This window comes from Paenarthrobacter sp. OM7, assembly GCF_029873575.1.
GTDB lineage: Bacteria > Actinomycetota > Actinomycetes > Actinomycetales > Micrococcaceae > Arthrobacter.
In genome coordinates this window covers 3,979,979-3,997,162 of record NZ_CP123579.1, presented here as the reverse complement: position 1 = coordinate 3,997,162, position 17,184 = coordinate 3,979,979, and the positions used below count along the sequence as shown (strand labels likewise).

Below are 17,184 nucleotides of genomic sequence, written 5' to 3'. Positions count from 1 at the left end.
ACCCATAATGGCAATCGTCGCGGGACAGGTCCGGGCATCCGGGCCTGTCCTGCACCCCCGGATGTGCGCGGCCCTCACGGCTGTCTCTTGCCTGGTGCACCTGTGGCTCGCCGTCTCGGGACACCACGACGCCTGGTTGGGCATCCTCATGATCGGGTTGGCGGCGGTCTGCGTCCCGTGTACGGTCCACATTTGGCGGCACAGCAGAGTGGGCGCACTCCATCAAGTGACCATGTCCGCTGTGGCCATGGTGGGACTTCACGCTGTCCTGCTCTTCGGAGCAGGCGGTGCCGGCCACGCCCACGGCGGCAGGCCGTCGTCGAACGTTGGTGACACGTCCGGCACAGTTGTTTCCTCCGGCTCTGCCGGGTTGTTGCTGGTCATCGGACTGGAAATCACGACGGCGTTACTCGCCGCCACGCTGGTAGCACGCCTGCGGCGCCGGGCAGCTGTGGCGTCCTGACCCTGTTTGCCGGAGTGGCCGCGGGAACTCAACCAGAGCAGGTTGAGAACACTCAACGCGGAATCCAAAGAAGGTCAGGAAGCAACGCCTGAGCTACCCGTCCAGCGAGACCCGCGTCAGCTTGTCCGGGTTGGACACCTGACGCAGCTCACGGATGCTGCCATCCGGGGCGGTGTCGATCACCAGGATGTCGGAGCGGCCATGATGCCTGAGCACCAGGGCCGCATCGCTGTTGATCTCGATGACCCAAGCACGTACCGGCTGCGCAGGATCGAAAACTGCCGCCTTGCCGAGGATGCCAGCAAAAAACCGCGCAATCCTGGCCGCCCCGAACAGCGGGTTCATGGCGCTCTTGACCTTGCCGCCGCCGTCGGCCCAGAGGACGGCGTCCCGATCCAGCATGGCGACAACCGTGTCGATTTCACCCTGCTCGATGGCATGAACCAGCTTCTCCAAGGCCGCGCGATCCTTGGGCCGGGGAGCGGGGGCTTCAGGATCGATCTCCAGGCGACGTTCGGCCCGTGAAATCATCTGGCGGATGGCGGCAGGGGATTTTTCCAGGATGTCCGCAATTTCCGGGGCGGACATTGCGAAGGCCCGGTGCAACACGAGCGCCGCCCTGGCCTCAGGCGCCAATTGTTCGGCCAGATGCAGCAGGGTCAAGGACAGGAGCTCGCGGTTGGCTATGGTTTCTTCCGGAAGTTTGGACACATCCACTGGTTCGGGCAGCCAAGGCCCGGTGTACTCCTCGCGCACTGCGGCGAGTTGCCGTACCCGATCAACAGAGCGCCGCACACACACCGTTGTCAGCCACGCCGGCCAGGAATCCACGCCGGCCGCTTCGGATTTGCGTTCCCGCTGCACGGCGTCGATCGCCACCTCGGAAACCACGTCCTCCGCATGCCCGAAGTCGCCCAGCATTCGGTAAGCGATTCCGAGGAGGCGATTCCGTTCGCTCTGCCACGCCGACGTGGCTGACACCGCAAGAGTCATGCTGCCAACGCTACCTTTCAGACGATCGGGTTCTTCTCATCTACCGGCGGTTCCATCTGCGTGCTGACGGCAATCCTGTTCCACACATTGATGGTGGAGATGGCGAGAATCAGGCCGCCCATCTGGCTGTCGTCGAAGTGGGTGGCAGCAGCGTTCCAAATCTCGTCCGTGACTGTCTCCGGGCCCAGCTGGGTTACGGCATCCGTCAGGGCAAGTACGGCCTGTTCGCGGGCGTCGAAGAACACTTTCGAATGCTGCCAAGCCGCCACGGCATGCAGCTTCCTCTCCGGAATTCCGCGCTTCCGGCCGTCCGTGGCGTGCATGTCCACACAGAAGCCGCAGCCGTTGAGTATGGAGGCGCGGAGCTTGATCAGTTCATACAGATCTGGATCGACTGACTTGCGGGCATAGCCTTCCAGCCCGATGACGGCGGCGTAGCCGAGTTTGTTGCTGCGGCCGATATTGATGCGGGTCATGCTGACGTCCCTTCAGAGATGGTGCCTTACATCAGGGATGTCGGATGCTGGACCGAAAGTGTGACAGCTGCGGCACATTGTTAGAGTCGATCGATGCGCGCCGTAGTTTTTGATGAGGTCCGGACCCAGCCCGACGTCAGGGAAGTAGCCAAGCCCCAGGCTCCCGTTGGAGGCGTGGTGGTGAAAGTGCTGGCGACAGGCATGTGCCGCAGCGACTGGCACGCTTGGGCCGGCCACGATGACATCGCAATGCCCCACGTGCCGGGTCACGAGCTCGCCGGTGTAATCGACGCGGTCGGGGAAGGCGTCCAGCATTGGAAGGTGGGCGACCGTGTCACCGTGCCCTTCGTCTGCGGATGTGGCACGTGCGAATGGTGCTTGGCCGGCGATGCCCAGGTTTGCCCGGACCAGCAGCAGCCCGGTTTCACCCATTGGGGTTCCTTCGCCGAATTTGTGGCCCTGCACGCCGCCGACAGCAACCTGGTTGCCATTCCTGACAGCATTGAATATACGACGGCGGCAAGCCTCGGTTGCCGCTTCGCCACGGCATACCGAGCGTTGGCAGCCCGTGCGCAGGTGAAAGCCGGTGAATGGGTCACTGTGGTTGGCGCGGGCGGTGTGGGGTTGAGCGCTGTGATGATCGCCAAGGCCATGGGCGCACGAGTGATTGCCGTGGACCGGAACCCCGAGGCTCTGACCGTCGCTGCACGCTTGGGCGCCGAACATACTGTCCTCGCTGATGGTACGGATATTCCGGCCGCAATCAATGCCCTTTCCGGCGGAGGCAGCCACGTGGCGGTGGACGCCGTCGGAAGTGAACAGACCTGCGCCGACGCGATCCTCAGCCTCCGCAGACGAGGCCGGCATGTGCAGATCGGCTTGTTGCCGTCCATCGACGGCAACCCGCAAGTGCCCATGGCCCGTGTGATCGGTTGGGAACTGGACCTCTTGGGCAGCCACGGCATGGCTGCGGTGGATTATCCGGGCATGATGTCGCTCATTGAACAGGGTGCCCTCCAGCCGCAGATGCTCATCGAACGCACCATTGGCTTGGAAGAAGCTGCTGCACTGCTGCCGGGCTTCGACAAGGCCAACCCTGCCGGCATGACCATGGTGGACCCTGCCCTTTAACTGCTTCCGGAGCAAGTAAGTGGCAGCAGAGCGCTCAGAACGGCCCTAACTGCGACTTACTTGGGTGCGTCCGCAGGGCGGTTCCGGTAGGCGGCGAGGAAATGGTCGATCCGGCGCACTGCTTCCTCGATGTCCTCCACGGCGGGCAGGATCACGAAGCGGAAATGGTCCGGCGTGGGCCAGTTGAAGGCGGTGCCGTGTGAGACCAGGATCTTCTGCTCCTGCAGGAGTTGGAGGACAAACTTCTCGTCGCTCTCAATGGGGTAGATCTCCGGATCCAGCTTCGGGAAAAGGTACATGGCGCCGGCTGCCGGAACGCAGCTGACGCCCGGGATCGCGGTGAGGAGTTTCCATGCCAGATCCCGCTGATCGCGGAGCCGGCCGCCGGGACGAATGAGCGCTTCGATGCTTTGGTATCCACCCAGGCAGGTTTGGATGGCGTGCTGGGCTGGGACATTGGCGCACAATCGCAGCGAGGCCAGCAGCTCCAAGGATTCCCGATAGGCCGCGGTGGCCGTCAACGGGCCGGTGACGGCAACCCAACCTGCCCGGTATCCGGGCATGCGGTACGCCTTGGACAACCCGCTGAACGTCAGGACGCAGACGTCGTCAGCAACAGCCGCCGTATGAATATGCGGTGCGTCCACGTACCGGATCTTCTCGTAGATCTCATCCGAGAACAGGACAAGGTCATGCTTCCTGGCAAGCGCGGCGAACTGCTCCAGAATGTGGCGCGGATAGACGGCGCCGGTGGGGTTGTTCGGGTTGATGATGACGATGCCCTTGGTGCGGGGGGTGATCTTGGCTTCGACGTCGGACATGTCCGGCCACCAGTTCTCATCCTCATCGCACAGGTAGTGCACGGGGTTGCCGCCGGTGAGCGTCACGGCCGCGGTCCACAAAGGGTAGTCCGGGGCAGGGATAAGGATCTCGTCGCCGTTCTCCATGAAGGCCTGCAGGGTCATGGAGATGAGCTCGCTGACGCCGTTGCCAATGAAAACATCCTCGACGCCGATGGTCATCAGTCCGCGGGTCTGGTAGTACTGCGAGATGGCGGTTCGGGCGGAAAAAATGCCTTTGGAGTCGCTGTACCCCTGGGCTCCGCGGAGGTGGTGGATCATGTCCACCACAACGGACTCCGGCGCCTCCAACCCAAACGGCGCCGTGTCCCCAAGGTTCATCTTGAGGATACGATGCCCCTCGGCCTCCATGGCCTTGGCCGCTTGGAGGATGGGTCCACGGAGTTCGTAGCGGACATTCTGGAGTTTGCTGGAGTGCTGCATCGGACGCATGGTTGATCATTTCATGGCACCGGCCCGGGCGGGCAAATGGTTTCAGACAACCCAGCGAATGATGACAGGAAGTCTCTTGGTGCTGGCCGAAACTTCCCGCTCGGTGCCGTCCACCGCAACAGCGAAGTGTTGAAGCTCCTCAGCCGACGCCAAAACCTCAAAGTGCCCTGTCGCATCGCTGACGGCGGCCGTAGCCGATGAATGGGCATGGATATAGGCGTCGGGGATGCCCTTGTTGTGTGAGTCCACCAGCCGTCCCCGGATCCGGCGGCCAGCAGCTGGTTTGCCCGGGGCAGGTTGGGCGGGAGGGTCGGAAGGTTCTTCGAACCGGAGGGATACCGGGATGCGTACCAGGAACCCCAGACCCTGCTGGATGGCCCCGGAGTACTCCTCGGGCCGGAATTCGCCGTTGGACACTACGGAGTACTGGCTGTGGAGTTCCACGGCCAGCAGCAATTGCTCCATGTTGTCCAGCTGTTCCGGACCGTGGCATTCCACCGCCACCCTCAGCTCAAGGTCCAGGACAGGCCCTTCGCGCCGGGACCTGCCCACGCGGTTGAGCGTGACGGCCCGGACGGTGACCGGAGCGTCAGGTGGGGGAACGACGGCGGTGGGGGAGCCGTCGTCGAACCTTACATGCTGAGGGGCGACGGCGTCGGAAAGTACCCCCAGGAGGTCGGACAGCGACGAACGCACATGGCCCACGGCAGAACCCCAGCCGGACAGAGATCCACTACTTCAACTGGAACTAGGCTACTCCCGCAATTCCCCGTAGTCACTGGGATTCAGGGGTAACTCCAATCGATCGACCGTGGCCCCGCCTGTTCCGGAAGAGGCGCTGCCGCCAAGAAGGGATGCGGCTGCTCTTGGATGCTTCTCCTCAACGAACGTTCGCGCCGCCGCCCGGATGCTCTGCCGATCCAGCAGGTCAGATTCTTTCGCCGCATGTATTTCCATGACGCCAGTGTTCCAGATCCCGGAAAGTGGGAATCCTCAATTCTGGACGGGCCTGGTTTTCAGCTAAGCGTATTTCGAGCATGCGCCCAGGTGGTTCTGACTGCCTGCACGGCGAGGACCACGGTGAACGATAGCGTCATCAGGACTGCAGCTGAAAAGACGAGGAGCACTACCCCGATGCTGTGAACCAGCAGGACGGCAGAGATCACTACAGTGTGCGTGTCGAAAAGTTCCATGGTTCATTTCCCGGGATGTAGGTTGCTGCTGGTTCTACGAAAGGGGCCGGCAGAGCTGTTCGGGCCTGCAGCGGCCCAGTATGGCGGTGCTTGTTGGAGCGTCCTTACCGAGGGGTGTTGTTACGGGGTGCCGGACCAGGTTGGTGCCGTCGGTCCGGCACCGACCAGCTGGGTCCGCAACCGAACTGGAATGCCCTTATCCGCGAACTCCTTGTCCATGCCCTGCTGCACGGTAGCGAACTGGCCGTTCTGGACGGCGTAGCCAAGGGATTCCCAGTTGTAAATGCTGGCCCACAGTTGCCCGAATTCGGTCAGGTATCGGCCGTTGGCCTGCAGCTTGCCCACGTTGTACCAGGCGTTGCCGCCGTCGAGGCCGATGGCCCGGATGCCGTCGTCGGAAATGGAGTAAGCGACCCAGCCCTCAGCGCAGCCGAGCACTGTGTAGTACTGCTCATGCTCAGCCGGGATGGGCTTGATGGCCCGAACCTGGTCGTTCCGCTGAATGTCAATATTGGCTACGGTGCACGAGCCTGCCGCCGGTCCGGCACCGACCAGCTGGGTCCGCAACCGAACTGGAATGCCCTTATCCGCGAACTCCTTGTCCATGCCCTGCTGCACGGTAGCGAACTGGCCGTTCTGGACGGCGTAGCCAAGGGATTCCCAGTTGTAAATGCTGGCCCACAGTTGCCCGAATTCGGTCAGGTATCGGCCGTTGGCCTGCAGCTTGCCCACGTTGTACCAGGCGTTGCCGCCGTCGAGGCCGATGGCCCGGATGCCGTCGTCGGAAATGGAGTAAGCGACCCAGCCCTCAGCGCAGCCGAGCACTGTGTAGTACTGCTCATGCTCAGCCGGGATGGGCTTGATGGCCCGAACCTGGTCGTTCCGCTGAATGTCAATGTTGGCCACGGTGCAGGAGCCTGGCGCGGGCGCGTTAGCCACTGTGCTGGTTGGTGCCGGAACGGTTGCCGGGGACGGAATGACGGGATTCGGGAGGCTCTCCTGGGGAGCGGTGACTGCGGGTTCGGCAGGAGCGGGTGGTTCTGCCGTCGTGGAAACGGGTGCCTGCCTTACAGGAGCGGCAAGGACCGGGGCCATGACAGCCGGTACAGGAACAGTGACCTCGGCCGGTTCCCCATCCTGGGAGGGAGCGCTGACTTCAGGGGAGGGGAACCCAAGCCCCAAAGGCGCGGCAGGTGGTTGCGCGGGAATCGAGACTTCCGCTGAAGCTGCGGGTGTGAACGAAGTACTCGCCTCCGGGCCGACAGGTGTGCAGGCGACGAGAGTGAGCGCCAGAGCAATCGATGCGAGAGTCGCGTACTTGGCATAATCGGATCGACGGTACTTCATGGTTGGGTTCCTTCCCCCTAGGACTGATAAAGCAGATCGCCTGCTCATACATGTTGTTTCCAGCAAGGGACGAATGATTACACGCGAAGCCAAAGCCTTTAAGCGGCGCTTCCACGCGCGTCCCGGCCCGGACAGCGGCCTCAAGGAAGCCGAACACATCGTGAAAGAGGTGGTAGAGAACACCCAGCGCCGCCGGCTGGCGCAACCGGACGAATTGGACACTTATCATCACCACCCGGTTCGTACCGACTGCGCGGGCAGAGGAGGACCTCAGCTCCAAGGAAGTGGAACGGACAATAGTCCAGCGTTAGGGGGTGCCGCACGCTTGAGGAAGCGGTTATTCTTGGCTTCAGTGGCGAGGGGGAGCTATGAAACCAATCACTGTGGACGGCGGCAAGGGTACGCTGGAACTCGATTCCGAGGGAGTTCTCCACCTTGTGTGGAAGCCGGCCACTGTTCTCGAGGCCGATGATGTCCATGCAGCGATGGCACGGGTCAATGAAGTAGCCGACGGTGCCGAGTATCCGATGTTGATCGACATATCCAACACCAGTGCGGTGACCCGCCAGGCCAAGTCCGTTTTCAGCACTAAGTGTGCCGCTTCCCGGATAGCCCTGCTTGGTTCCAATCCCGTAAATCGGGTTATCGCAAACTTCGCTATGGCACGGCGGACACTCCCTTGTCCCACCCGGTTCTTCACCTCACGCGACGAGGCCATGACCTGGCTTCGTGGTAATCCGCTTCCCTAATTCGGTAGTGGTCAGAGCGTCCAACCTTGCCGTGGCCACGACCATGGAAATGGAACACCCGTCGAGATGCTCGGAATGGGGCCATTGCCCATGAGTCAGAACCCATCGGATGCCGATCCGCGGCCGGTAGGTCGGGAGCGAAATACCGGGCAGAAATCTGCCCCGTTGGTCCACCACAACCCCGTCGCTCAGCAGATGCTGATCGTGGGCAGGCGGCGTGAGGACGCTGAAGCCAAGCTTGCGCAGCTGCGCCGCGGTAGAACCGAGACCTAACTTCTTCAGTGCCGGAAGTTACTGCCCGGACAGGTCCCGGGTGAAGACCCTGGCCAGGGGACAAAGCCCCTGCACGAGTGACCTGAGTTGTGATGGGCGGAAAGGCTTGGCCAAGTAGGCAGTTGCGCCGGCAGCCATGCTGTCGAGTTCATCGCCTGGTTCGACGAAGGCTGTGATCATCAGTATCGGAGCCTTCGAGATTGCACGCAGTCTGCGGGCGACTTCTCGGCCGTCCATGTCAGGGAGCCCCATATCAAGTGTGATCAGGGCCAGCTCCAAACCTGCTGCGGAGAGCAGACCGTCCGCTCCGGTCTCTTCAACACGGACCTCGAAGCCCATGGCTGTCAGTATCACCTCGAGCAGGCCTCCGATGTCCGGGTCATCTTCGATAACGAGACAGATTCCACGTGTGCTCATGGGCTTCTCTGATCGTCCTTGATGGAACCGCCGCTTGCGGAGCAGTTCGACTCAACATTGTGGATTGTCGGCCTTCCGGGTTTCCGCCCATCGTTGGAACTGTTGCAGCCCGGGCAGGGTTCAAATTCGCCCATCTGGAACCAGACCCACCCGTCCTCGCACGCATCTTGGGAGCAGCATTTCGTTTGCATTGTCACCTTGTTCTGGACGTCAGCCCGTTTTGCCGTCAATGGTTTGGTTGTTGTTGCTCAGACGCGCAAGAGCATTTCTTGTGTGGCATAGGAAAGCGGCGCCCTGCACGTCCTTATGGGACTTGCTGGACGCCGCTTCCTTGGCCAGTTCAGCGGAAGGGCGCCGCCGTTCTGGCCGGAGGATGCATTGCCCGGTCTGGGGGAGTCCCTCCCGGGCAATGCATCCTGGCTCTACTTGCTGCTTAGGCTATGCCCTACGCCGACGGGTGATCAGCGCCAGGGTGAGACCTGCGAGCAGCAGGGCTCCGCCGATGCCCGCGGCCAAGAGTGACACGCCACCGGTGATTGCCAGCGGAGTTTCATCCTCCTTGTCGACCTGGGTTTCGGTGTCGTCCTTCGGGGAGAACACTGCCCCTTCGGGACCGTTGGCCTTGGCGCTTGCCACGTTACGGATGGGAGCACCCGACTCGATGTCCGAGGCCTTGACCGTGTAGGTGGCTGTGCAGGTTACTGATTCGCCCGGTGCCAGCGTCGCGGTGGAGCATTCGACGTTGACACCTGCTTCGCTGAGCATGGGGTCATCGATCTGAAGGCCATCGATAGTTACGGTACCGGTGTTGGTTGCCGTGAACGTGTACTCGATGGCTTCGCCTGCATCGGCTGCGTTGTCGCCGTCCTTGTCGGCAAGGACATTGTCCTTGACCAGCTTCAGGGACTGGATGACCTTGGTTGGAACCGAAACGCTGCCCGGATCAGAACTGACAAGGTCCAGGCCGACGGGCGGGGTGCCCGAAGCTGTTGCCACGTTATCGACGCTTCCGGCGTCAACCTCAGCCTGCGTCACCGTGTACAGCTCTTCGGCTTCGCAGGTAACGGACTGGCCAGGAGCCAAAACCGTCTCCGGGCAGATGACCGCTCCGATCTTCGGGTCGTTGACCTTCACATCGGAAATGGTCACGTTGCCGGTGTTCGTCACGGTGAACGAATACTTGATGGTTTCGTTCGCATCAGCCAATTTGTTGTCGTTGGCATCCCACAGATGAGCTGATTTCTCGATCTTCAGGCTTCCAGCACGGGCGATGTCCGTTGTCGTAGAGTCCTCGTTGGACGTCGTGGACTCGTTATCCGGGTCGGTCCCTGTTGCGGTAGCAACATTGAGGACCTTGCCGGTATCAACGTCAGCCTGGGTCAGGACGTACGGCTCCGATGCAGAGCAGTTCATCGATTCCCCGGCAGCAAGCTCGGTGCCATCGCAGTTCACGACGCCGACGAGCGGATCATTGATCTTGATGTCGCGGACCGGCACGTTGCCATCATTTGTGATCTTGAACGTGTAGGCGATGGTGTCCCCGGCATCGGTGACTCCGTTGCCGTTGGCGTCCTTCGGAGCACCTGCGGTCTTCTCCAGCGTCAGAGCAGGAGACTGCTCTGTGACCGGAGTGTTGGTTGAATCAGGATCAGAGTCAACCTCGCCGGCATCCGGATCCACACCCGTAGCGTGCGCGGTGTTCCGGACAACCTGAGCCTTCTCGTCCTCAGCCGTAATCGTGTACACCGCTGCCGCAGCGCAAGTGGCCTTGGCCCCCGGCGCCAACTCCGTCACATCGCATGCAACGGTCCCCACCAACGGGTCAACCACAGCAACAGACTTCACAGGCACGTTGCCGTTGTTGGTCACGGTGAAGGTGTAGGCGATGGTGTCGCCGGCGTCGGTGATACCGGAGTTATTGGTATCGACCGGTGCGCCTGCGGTCTTCTCAATTACCAACGACGGAACCGGAACGATGACCTCCGTGGTAGTAGTGTCCGGCACCGAAGTAACCGGATCACCATCAGGGTCAACCGCAGAAGACGTGGCCGAGTTATCCACCGAACCATGCAACTCATCCGCTTCGGTCACCACGTAGGGTGCGTCGGCGGCGCAGTCGATGGTTTCTCCGACGGCCAGGGTGGTGGCCTTGCAGGTCACTGCCCCGATCTTCGGGTCGTTGACCTTCACGTCGTGCAGCGGCACGTTGCCGTTGTTGGTCACGGTGAAGGTGTAGGCGATGGTGTCGCCTGCGTCGGTGATACCGGAGTTATTGGTATCGACCGGTGCGCCTGCGGTCTTCTCGATGGTCAGTGCCGGTGCCGGTGCGGTGACCGGGGTTTCGGTGCTGTCCTCGTTGGAGGTGACCCCGCCGTTGTCCGGGTCAGTGCCGGTCGCGGTTGCGGTGTTCACTACCTTGCCAGCGGCTTCGTCTTCCTCGGTCACCACGTAGGGTGCCTCGGCGGCGCAGTCGATGGTTTCTCCGACGGCCAGGGTGGTGGCCTTGCAGGTCACTGCCCCGATCTTCGGGTCGTTGACCTTCACGTCGTGCAGCGGCACGTTGCCGTTGTTGGTCACGGTGAAGGTGTAGGCGATGGTGTCGCCTGCGTCGGTGATACCGGAGTTATTGGTATCGACCGGTGCGCCTGCGGTCTTCTCGATGGTCAGTGCCGGTGCCGGTGCGGTGACCGGGGTTTCGGTGCTGTCCTCGTTGGAGGTGACCCCGCCGTTGTCCGGGTCAGTGCCGGTCGCGGTTGCGGTGTTCACTCCCTTGCCAGCGGCTTCGTCTTCCTCGGTCACCACATACGGTGCCTCAGTTGAGCAAGTAACAGACTGGCCAGGAGCCAATACCGTCTCCGGGCAAACAACCGTTCCAACCTTGGGGTCATTGACCTTCACATCGGAAATGGTCACGTTGCCGTTGTTGGTCACCACGAACGTGTAGGCGATCGTGTCGCCGGCGTCGGTGATACCCGAACCGTTGACGTCCACCGGAGCACCGGCGATCTTGTCAATGCCCAGCTCAGCGGTACGGACGATCTCCGTAGTCGTTGAATCCTCTTCCGAGGTCTTCGGGTCATTGTCAGGATCGGTACCCGTTGCGGTAGCAACGTTACGAACGTTCCCGCCATCAACTTCACCCTGAGTGATCACATACGGTGCGTCGGCGGCGCAGTCGATGGTTTCTCCGACGGCCAGGGTGGTGGCCTTGCAGGTCACTGCCCCGATCTTCGGGTCGTTGACCTTCACGTCGTGCAGCGGCACGTTGCCGTTGTTGGTCACGGTGAAGGTGTAGGCGATGGTGTCGCCTGCGTCGGTGATACCGGAGTTATTGGTATCGACCGGTGCGCCTGCGGTCTTTTCGATGGTCAGTGCCGGTGCCGGTGCGGTGACCGGGGTTTCGGTGCTGTCCTCGTTGGAGGTGACCCCGCCGTTGTCCGGGTCAGTGCCGGTCGCGGTTGCGGTGTTCACTACCTTGCCAGCGGCTTCGTCTTCCTCGGTCACCACGTAGGGTGCGTCGGCGGCGCAGTCGATGGTTTCTCCGACGGCCAGGGTGGTGGCCTTGCAGGTCACTGCCCCGATCTTCGGGTCGTTGACCTTCACGTCGTGCAGCGGCACGTTGCCGTTGTTGGTCACGGTGAAGGTGTAGGCGATGGTGTCGCCTGCGTCGGTGATACCGGAGTTATTGGTATCGACCGGTGCGCCTGCGGTCTTTTCGATGGTCAGTGCCGGTGCCGGTGCGGTGACCGGGGTTTCGGTGCTGTCCTCGTTGGAGGTGACCCCGCCGTTGTCCGGGTCAGTGCCGGTCGCGGTTGCGGTGTTCACTACCTTGCCAGCGGCTTCGTCTTCCTCGGTCACCACGTAGGGTGCGTCGGCGGCGCAGTCGATGGTTTCTCCGACGGCCAGGGTGGTGGCCTTGCAGGTCACTGCCCCGATCTTCGGGTCGTTGACCTTCACGTCGTGCAGCGGCACGTTGCCGTTGTTGGTCACGGTGAAGGTGTAGGCGATGGTGTCGCCTGCGTCGGTGATACCGGAGTTATTGGTATCGACCGGTGCGCCTGCGGTCTTCTCGATGGTCAGTGCCGGTGCCGGTGCGGTGACCGGGGTTTCGGTGCTGTCCTCGTTGGAGGTGACCCCGCCGTTGTCCGGGTCAGTGCCGGTCGCGGTTGCGGTGTTCACTACCTTGCCAGCGGCTTCGTCTTCCTCGGTCACCACGTAGGGTGCCTCGGCGGCGCAGTCGATGGTTTCTCCGACGGCCAGGGTGGTGGCCTTGCAGGTCACTGCCCCGATCTTCGGGTCGTTGACCTTCACGTCGTGCAGCGGCACGTTGCCGTTGTTGGTCACGGTGAAGGTGTAGGCGATGGTGTCGCCTGCGTCGGTGATACCGGAGTTATTGGTATCGACCGGTGCGCCTGCGGTCTTTTCGATGGTCAGTGCCGGTGCCGGTGCGGTGACCGGGGTTTCGGTGCTGTCCTCGTTGGAGGTGACCCCGCCGTTGTCCGGGTCAGTGCCGGTCGCGGTTGCGGTGTTCACTCCCTTGCCAGCGGCTTCGTCTTCCTCGGTCACCACATACGGTGCCTCAGTTGAGCAAGTAACAGACTGGCCAGGAGCCAATACCGTCTCCGGGCAAACAACCGTTCCAACCTTGGGGTCATTGACCTTCACATCGGAAATGGTCACGTTGCCGTTGTTGGTCACCACGAACGTGTAGGCGATCGTGTCGCCGGCGTCGGTGATACCCGAACCGTTGACGTCCACCGGAGCACCGGCGATCTTGTCAATGCCCAGCTCAGCGGTACGGACGATCTCCGTAGTCGTTGAATCCTCTTCCGAGGTCTTCGGGTCATTGTCAGGATCGGTACCCGTTGCGGTAGCAACGTTACGAACGTTCCCGCCATCAACTTCACCCTGAGTGATCACATACGGTGCCTCGGCGGCGCAGTCGATGGTTTCTCCGACGGCCAGGGTGGTGGCCTTGCAGGTCACTGCCCCGATCTTCGGGTCGTTGACCTTCACGTCGTGCAGCGGCACGTTGCCGTTGTTGGTCACGGTGAAGGTGTAGGCGATGGTGTCGCCTGCGTCGGTGATACCGGAGTTATTGGTATCGACCGGTGCGCCTGCGGTCTTCTCGATGGTCAGTGCCGGTGCCGGTGCGGTGACCGGGGTTTCGGTGCTGTCCTCGTTGGAGGTGACCCCGCCGTTGTCCGGGTCAGTGCCGGTCGCGGTTGCGGTGTTCACTACCTTGCCAGCGGCTTCGTCTTCCTCGGTCACCACGTAGGGTGCGTCGGCGGCGCAGTCGATGGTTTCTCCGACGGCCAGGGTGGTGGCCTTGCAGGTCACTGCCCCGATCTTCGGGTCGTTGACCTTCACGTCGTGCAGCGGCACGTTGCCGTTGTTGGTCACGGTGAAGGTGTAGGCGATGGTGTCGCCTGCGTCGGTGATACCGGAGTTATTGGTATCGACCGGTGCGCCTGCGGTCTTTTCGATGGTCAGTGCCGGTGCCGGTGCGGTGACCGGGGTTTCGGTGCTGTCCTCGTTGGAGGTGACCCCGCCGTTGTCCGGGTCAGTGCCGGTCGCGGTTGCGGTGTTCACTACCTTGCCAGCGGCTTCGTCTTCCTCGGTCACCACGTAGGGTGCGTCGGCGGCGCAGTCGATGGTTTCTCCGACGGCCAGGGTGGTGGCCTTGCAGGTCACTGCCCCGATCTTCGGGTCGTTGACCTTCACGTCGTGCAGCGGCACGTTGCCGTTGTTGGTCACGGTGAAGGTGTAGGCGATGGTGTCGCCTGCGTCGGTGATACCGGAGTTATTGGTATCGACCGGTGCGCCTGCGGTCTTTTCGATGGTCAGTGCCGGTGCCGGTGCGGTGACCGGGGTTTCGGTGCTGTCCTCGTTGGAGGTGACCCCGCCGTTGTCCGGGTCAGTGCCGGTCGCGGTTGCGGTGTTCACTACCTTGCCAGCGGCTTCGTCTTCCTCGGTCACCACGTAGGGTGCCTCGGCGGCGCAGTCGATGGTTTCTCCGACGGCCAGGGTGGTGGCCTTGCAGGTCACTGCCCCGATCTTCGGGTCGTTGACCTTCACGTCGTGCAGCGGCACGTTGCCGTTGTTGGTCACGGTGAAGGTGTAGGCGATGGTGTCGCCTGCGTCGGTGATACCGGAGTTATTGGTATCGACCGGTGCGCCTGCGGTCTTCTCGATGGTCAGTGCCGGTGCCGGTGCGGTGACCGGGGTTTCGGTGCTGTCCTCGTTGGAGGTGACCCCGCCGTTGTCCGGGTCAGTGCCGGTCGCGGTTGCGGTGTTCACTACCTTGCCAGCGGCTTCGTCTTCCTCGGTCACCACGTAGGGTGCCTCGGCGGCGCAGTCGATGGTTTCTCCGACGGCCAGGGTGGTGGCCTTGCAGGTCACTGCCCCGATCTTCGGGTCGTTGACCTTCACGTCGTGCAGCGGCACGTTGCCGTTGTTGGTCACGGTGAAGGTGTAGGCGATGGTGTCGCCTGCGTCGGTGATACCGGAGTTATTGGTATCGACCGGTGCGCCTGCGGTCTTCTCGATGGTCAGTGCCGGTGCCGGTGCGGTGACCGGGGTTTCGGTGCTGTCCTCGTTGGAGGTGACCCCGCCGTTGTCCGGGTCAGTGCCGGTCGCGGTTGCGGTGTTCACTACCTTGCCAGCGGCTTCGTCAGCTTCCGTGATGGTGTACGGCTTTTCAGCTGCGCAGTTAGTGGATTCACCAGGGGCCAAAGTGTTCGCTTCACAGATCACGGCAATACCGGGATCCTGGCCGCTAAGAAGGTCATCGGTGATGCCGACGGTGTTGATCGGGAGGTTTCCGCTGTTCGTCACGACGAACGTGTAAGCGATCGTATCGCCGGCATCGGTCAGACCCGAGCCGTTGGCATCCACGGGGGCGCCGGCGGTCTTCTCCAGGGTCAGTGCCGGTGCGGCGGCGATGATGGTGCTGGTGGAGTCATCATCGGTAGCGTCGGGTAGGCCCGCGACCGTGCCGGTGGCTGTGGCGTTGTTGATCACTTCACCGGAGTTCACATCAGCTTGAGTGAGCGTGTACGGCGGTGCAGTACAGGTAACCGTGGCGCCGACGGGCAAAGGACCTGCGGGGCAGGTCACGGCGCCGACCAAAGGGTCGCTTACGCTGATGGTTTCCAACGGGACATTGCCGGTGTTGGTCACATCGAAGGTGTAAGGCACCGTTGAACCGGCCGTGTTGCCGCTGGGGGCACCCGCCTTCTTGTCCAAAGTCAGGCCGGTGATCCGAGCGGCGTTGGTGAACGTACAGAGCACTGCAACACCATCGGATCCGGCGGCCGGCATGGTGAAACTGCCGGTGGTTCCGGTGCCGCTGGCGATGGGGGCGCCGTTGTTGTCGTTGATGCACGCCCAGTTCGTCGCGTAACCGCCGGCTGTGCCGGAGCCGGTCTCGGAAATGTTGTAAGTGGTGCCAACGCGGCCGAAGATCGGGCCGACAACTTCGCCGGGCTGGCTCTGCACGCCGTTCTCGGTGCCTGCGGTCGTGGCCTGGATGCCGGCGTCGGGAAGACCGCCGCCGGTGAGGGTCAACGTGGCCTGGTCCGCCGGAGCAATACGCCCGTTGGGGAAGTCCTTTTGGACGGTGATGGTGTTCGGTGTCGCGCAGGAGGCGAGGTCAACCGAGCCTGACTGGGAGAAGGGCTTCGTGCTGGTGATTGCGCCGGTGACCGGGTCTACCTGGCGGAGGGTGTCGGAGCTGCCGAGGTACAGCAGCCCGTCGCCGCCGAATGCGATGCCGTTGACTGGCTGCGGGGTAGCAACCGAGACCATTTCGCTGGCAGTCAGCGCTATCGGTGCACCGGCGGTGGTGGGCAGTTGCTGCTGGATGACGGACAGGATGCTTTGGGAGGTTCCACCGCCGACAACGTACAGGCGGCCCTGACGGTCGAAGGCCCAGTCGCCGTTGGCTCCGGCGTTGGGGATGTCGCCGCTTGCTACCAAGCCGATGGAGGTGTTGGTGGCGGTGTTGAATCCGTAGATACGGACGTTGTTGCCGCTGAACCCGCCGTAGTAGTAGAACCCGGTGTCGGGGTTGATGGCTCCGTGGGTCACAGGGGTGCCGGCTTCACCGGCTCCCAAGACCGAGGTCGTATTCGAGGCCCGGTCGTGGCGGTAAATGGTGCGGCCGGTGTCGTTGCTGTTGGGCAAAACGCCGATGGCGGCGCTGCCGTCGCCTGCGATACCGAGACCGTTGAGGTTCTGTGTGGAACCGGCGATGGTGAAACTGCCGACGCTGGTTTGGACACCGGTGTTGGTGTCCACTTGCCACAAGTTGCGTGTGCCGGTGCCTTGGATGGAATAAACCGATGCGCAGCTGAGCGCATCAGCGGCCAGGGCCGGTGCCGCGGTTACCACCGCACCGCCGGTGGAGAACATTCCAGCGATCAGAGCACCGCTGGCCACGAGTCCCAGTCCCTGCCGGGCCGCGTGAAGCGGCCTGGACGGGGCTTTGAGCTGCTTTTTGGTCGGCAGCGAGGCTGCCGTGGCAGCCCTCTTACCCGGTCTTTTCCTGAAATGTGCACTGAAGGCGGAATGTAATATCCCGCCGCTGAGCCGGTTTTGGCCTTCAGTCAATTGCTGCACCCCTTACAAGGTGTCGGTGGGACCGGAGATGTCCGTTCCCAGAGCCTCGGGACGCATCTTCGCCAGTACAGACTGCACGTAGTGCCACCCCCCATTGTTCGGCCGCGGGGCAGCGGTCGAACGTGTTCATTGCTACGTTTGGTGCGCCGCTGGCGCACCGGTCACTCTCTGCCTGTACTGCCTCCCCACTACGGTTCGATGCGCCTACTGGGCGCAGCTGTGCTGATG

General features: G+C 62.5%; 12 protein-coding genes. 4 read left to right on the top strand and 8 right to left on the bottom strand.

What is annotated here, in order from left to right; genetic code table 11:
• Window positions 1-7 precede the first annotated feature (7 nt).
• Entirely contained in the window at window positions 8-463 is a 456-nt protein-coding gene (locus tag QEH68_RS18390; protein ID WP_207595130.1) for a hypothetical protein, read from the top strand.
• A gap of 93 nt (window positions 464-556) precedes the next feature.
• On the opposite strand, the gene QEH68_RS18385 is transcribed toward QEH68_RS18390, so the two are convergent.
• Both QEH68_RS18385 and QEH68_RS18380 read right to left on the bottom strand, forming a co-directional pair.
• The gene (locus QEH68_RS18385) at window positions 557-1,456 is read right to left on the bottom strand and encodes a sigma-70 family RNA polymerase sigma factor (protein ID WP_280623956.1); all 900 of its coding nucleotides are present in this window, start codon (window positions 1,454-1,456) and stop codon (window positions 557-559) included.
• Between the two features lie 17 nt (window positions 1,457-1,473).
• The gene (locus tag QEH68_RS18380) at window positions 1,474-1,932 is read right to left on the bottom strand and encodes a carboxymuconolactone decarboxylase family protein (protein ID WP_207595126.1); all 459 of its coding nucleotides are present in this window, start codon (window positions 1,930-1,932) and stop codon (window positions 1,474-1,476) included.
• 93 nt (window positions 1,933-2,025) lie between these two features.
• Here QEH68_RS18380 and QEH68_RS18375 point away from each other — a divergent pair, with 93 nt between their 5' ends.
• Window positions 2,026-3,063: a zinc-dependent alcohol dehydrogenase family protein gene (locus QEH68_RS18375; RefSeq protein ID WP_280623953.1), complete on the top strand. Its 1,038-nt coding sequence runs from the start codon at window positions 2,026-2,028 to the stop codon at window positions 3,061-3,063.
• Window positions 3,064-3,119: 56 nt separating this feature from the next.
• On the opposite strand, the gene QEH68_RS18370 is transcribed toward QEH68_RS18375, so the two are convergent.
• The 4 genes from QEH68_RS18370 to QEH68_RS18355 all read right to left on the bottom strand — a co-directional run bounded on the left by QEH68_RS18370 (window position 3,120) and on the right by QEH68_RS18355 (window position 6,895).
• Entirely contained in the window at window positions 3,120-4,355 is a 1,236-nt protein-coding gene (locus QEH68_RS18370) for a pyridoxal phosphate-dependent aminotransferase (RefSeq protein WP_280623951.1), read from the bottom strand.
• Window positions 4,356-4,397: 42 nt separating this feature from the next.
• Window positions 4,398-5,060, bottom strand: coding sequence for a hypothetical protein (locus tag QEH68_RS18365; protein ID WP_207595120.1), 663 nt, complete (start codon window positions 5,058-5,060; stop codon window positions 4,398-4,400).
• A 311-nt stretch (window positions 5,061-5,371) separates the two neighbouring features.
• The gene (locus QEH68_RS18360) at window positions 5,372-5,548 is read right to left on the bottom strand and encodes a hypothetical protein (protein WP_280623949.1); all 177 of its coding nucleotides are present in this window, start codon (window positions 5,546-5,548) and stop codon (window positions 5,372-5,374) included.
• Between the two features lie 120 nt (window positions 5,549-5,668).
• Window positions 5,669-6,895, bottom strand: coding sequence for a hypothetical protein (locus QEH68_RS18355; protein WP_280623947.1), 1,227 nt, complete (start codon window positions 6,893-6,895; stop codon window positions 5,669-5,671).
• Between the two features lie 368 nt (window positions 6,896-7,263).
• Here QEH68_RS18355 and QEH68_RS18350 point away from each other — a divergent pair, with 368 nt between their 5' ends.
• Together QEH68_RS18350 and QEH68_RS18345 are read left to right on the top strand one after the other, a co-directional pair.
• A complete protein-coding gene (locus QEH68_RS18350; protein WP_280623945.1) occupies window positions 7,264-7,644 on the top strand; it encodes an STAS/SEC14 domain-containing protein in 381 nt (126 codons plus the stop codon).
• A 90-nt stretch (window positions 7,645-7,734) separates the two neighbouring features.
• Complete coding sequence (locus QEH68_RS18345) at window positions 7,735-7,917, top strand: hypothetical protein (RefSeq protein WP_280623944.1); 183 nt, start codon at window positions 7,735-7,737, stop codon at window positions 7,915-7,917.
• Window positions 7,918-7,935: 18 nt separating this feature from the next.
• Here the strand turns inward: QEH68_RS18345 and QEH68_RS18340 are convergent, their stop codons facing one another.
• Together QEH68_RS18340 and QEH68_RS18335 are read right to left on the bottom strand one after the other, a co-directional pair.
• A complete protein-coding gene (locus QEH68_RS18340; RefSeq protein WP_280623943.1) occupies window positions 7,936-8,334 on the bottom strand; it encodes a response regulator transcription factor in 399 nt (132 codons plus the stop codon).
• Between the two features lie 438 nt (window positions 8,335-8,772).
• Entirely contained in the window at window positions 8,773-16,776 is an 8,004-nt protein-coding gene (locus QEH68_RS18335; RefSeq protein WP_280623942.1) for a hypothetical protein, read from the bottom strand.
• Window positions 16,777-17,184 lie beyond the last annotated feature (408 nt).